Source organism: Deltaproteobacteria bacterium (assembly GCA_016874735.1).
Taxonomy (GTDB): Bacteria; Bdellovibrionota_B; Oligoflexia; order Oligoflexales; family CAIYRB01; genus CAIYRB01.
Genome location: VGTI01000155.1, coordinates 1 through 2,732, shown reverse-complemented (window position 1 = coordinate 2,732; position 2,732 = coordinate 1). Strand labels below are relative to the sequence as shown.

At 53.7% G+C, this 2,732-nt stretch carries 3 protein-coding genes; all 3 read right to left on the bottom strand.

Annotated features, from left to right (window positions below):
- A partial coding sequence (locus FJ146_19890) for a hypothetical protein (protein ID MBM4254234.1) occupies positions 1 to 562 on the bottom strand: 562 nt, incomplete at its 3' end.
- 242 nt (positions 563 to 804) lie between these two features.
- Positions 805 to 1,134: a hypothetical protein gene (locus FJ146_19885; protein MBM4254233.1), complete on the bottom strand. Its 330-nt coding sequence runs from the start codon at positions 1,132 to 1,134 to the stop codon at positions 805 to 807.
- Between the two features lie 292 nt (positions 1,135 to 1,426).
- A complete protein-coding gene (locus tag FJ146_19880; protein MBM4254232.1) occupies positions 1,427 to 2,212 on the bottom strand; it encodes a hypothetical protein in 786 nt (261 codons plus the stop codon).
- Positions 2,213 to 2,732: the final 520 nt, after the last annotated feature.

The following is a 2,732-nucleotide window of genomic DNA, read 5'->3' as shown; positions in this document are numbered from 1 at the left end:
TGGTTACTGTGGGAGATGCCCAGGCGAGTTTGCCCGTAGCATCTTTGGTCAGAAAGTACCCGCTACCCGAGGCGGCACCGACGGCGAGTGTGAGTTTACCGTCGCTGCCAAACTTGATCGTCTGCTCGTCGACAGGAATCCTGAGGGCGTAGGGTACGTAGGAAAACTTCTGCCGCGGGTAAACTTTGCCATTAGCGGTGATCTCGATAAATACGGGATCGTCACCACCACCGCCAAACATGAGCGCAGCATCCTCGGAACTAAAAACCAGGTCGATAAGGAACGTACCATTGATGAGCTGCACCGCCGGGAACTCTATGGTTGGTCCACGCTGGGTACCCTCGATCCCCTCGGACCAAAACTTGGCTTCCATCGGCACCGTGCCTTCAAGCGGCGCGCCATTGGGCTGCGTCAGGCGGCCCGAGTAACTCATGGTGATCGTCGTTGCCCAAGCGGTGACTGACGAGAATGCGAGACTAAACAGAATCACATGTACCGCAACTAGCAGGAATCTGCGTAGCGATATGGACCTTGTCAGTGATGTGGATAGTCTCGGTTTCATCAGGGTGCCTTCGGTCGCGGGTGTCGTTAGTTGCAACCCTAGGAGGGCCCTAACGAGGTGCATCCTCCGCCCATTTGAGGATACGATCGGTGCCCTGGGGCTAAACTTGAGGTTTTTTGTTAAGGGCCCGATATTGATTGGTATTTTTGGGGGATTTGGGCAGGTCTCGGGTGGGGGTGTCAAACGAATGATCAACGGAGTTTGCCAGTGACTGGCAAATTTAGCGCGTCAGTTGTCGGCGATCAGGGAAAGATCTGCACTGCCGTACGGATAATGGACTTAACAAATTCTGATTGCAGAGCTGGATCGGTTGGAGCTAACAGCAAATCGACGCGGCATTCTCCGATCTTTTTTTGAATCGCCACGAGCATGGCACGGCGCTTGGATTTCAGCTGTGGTAGCGAATCATTGGGTACAAGCAGTAAGAGATCGATATCTCCTCCTCGCTTAGTATCATCGGTGCGACTACCGTAGAGTAGGAGTGCCGTACGACTCTGTCGCCAGTTGTCTGCGCCTACCACTTTCGACAAGGCGGCGACAATACCTTGTAGGCGAGCAGAATCTAATCTCATGGTAATTTACTACATATATTTAAGACTACGGGCGTCAGTCGCCTAAGAACTTCGAGATTTTGCTGGATATCATCGTCTTCATGTTCATGGACAATAATATTGCGAAAACCGCGAAATTCCATCCATTGATCTGCTGATTCGATCAGCCCCAGCTTTTCACCATAATCCGCAAAATCACGAACGCTCCCGGCAAATCCAGGATCTTCCTTTAAAACTACCGCGCGCAGATATTTAGTTAAAAATAAGTCAGGCTACTCGTCTCTAGCTCAAACCCATTGGTCACATCCGTTTTTTACTGCACGACAACCTTTGACCCAATAGGTATTGCGGCGGTTCCCCTAATTCCTACCGCGCCCGCTTCACCTGGCTCGGCCGATGGGAGCAGTCTAAATTCGGCAAAAATCCCCCAACTCCGTGTCTTGGTCATGAACACCAGAGCCTCAGGGCTAGCAGAAGTGAAGGCGAGCCCTTTATCGCTATATTTGAGCACAGCACCGTTAGTCATAGTCGTGACGCGGTCGGCCGATCCCGCGACGAGGACCAGGTCGTCTTTGACGCCGACCACCACGCCATCATAAGCGAGAGATCGCAAGATCCAGGTGACGAGCTTGCCAGGATCGCTTGCTACGCCGGCTGGGCCCGGAGCTTCCGCTAGGATCGCCGTCTGCTTGTCGGTCATCGTGATGATTTGCCATGGTCTCCCGTCGTAGCGCGCAACGATCAAGAGATCTGGAGCGAGTATGTGCATGGCGTTATATGTCCGGCTATTTTCATCCGCAGCAGGGTAGGGGACATCGTTGATGAGATAGGTTTGCCGTGCATCCTCGGGAGACATGAGCTCCATAAAGCTCTGTATATTAAACTGCTGACTGTCTATGGCCACGAAGGTCGGCACTTGGGGAGTTGTGAGATACTGCACCAGTAGTATCTTATGCGGTATCGCCGCAACTGCCGCCACCCGCTCGGGCTTAGTCTCCTGTGACCAGTCGGGAGCCGTTGTTGGCGCTGGCCTCGATTGACCAAGGGCCGAGCCGGCGGCTAGCGCGTATAGACAGACGAGTCTACCAAGCGAGTGCAAGTCCACCTCCGACCATGGCCAGGCTAAGGCTTATCGATTTCAGGGCGGCCTCTCTCGTGCCGTCTGGGTACTGCTTTGCTAGTTGAATCCGTTCGTAGACGCCAAAACCCAAGATAGACCAATGTATGGGTCCTAGAGTGGCTACGTTTACTAGCAAGTCAGAGCCGGCTCGCACATCATTGATCTTGGCCGCGGTCGCCGCAGACCCCGCAATACTGCTAAAGTCAGCACCTAGCCATAGGCGGAGCAGAGCGCGCGATGTGAATTGCTTCTCCACTCCCAGCTCGACACCGGTGCTGAGACTACTGGCAAAGTTGAAGTCGTAGGCAGCCACTGTGTCATAAGTCGGGGCCAGTTTAAACTGTGACTTCATCGACCAGACGCCAATTTTCGGCACAAAATCGATGCGATCAATGAGACCCGATAACTTCGTATCATAGAGGTCGATCCCCAGTGCCCATCCAAGCACTGTGCGGCTGCCGGAAAAGCTGGTGGGACCGAAGGCTGCCTCTTCACTGAT

Bases quoted from the DNA above. Each gene is read 5' to 3' on its own strand.
- FJ146_19885 (MBM4254233.1), bottom strand. From the start codon at position 1,134: ATGAGATTAGATTCTGCTCGCCTACAAGGTATTGTCGCCGCCTTGTCG.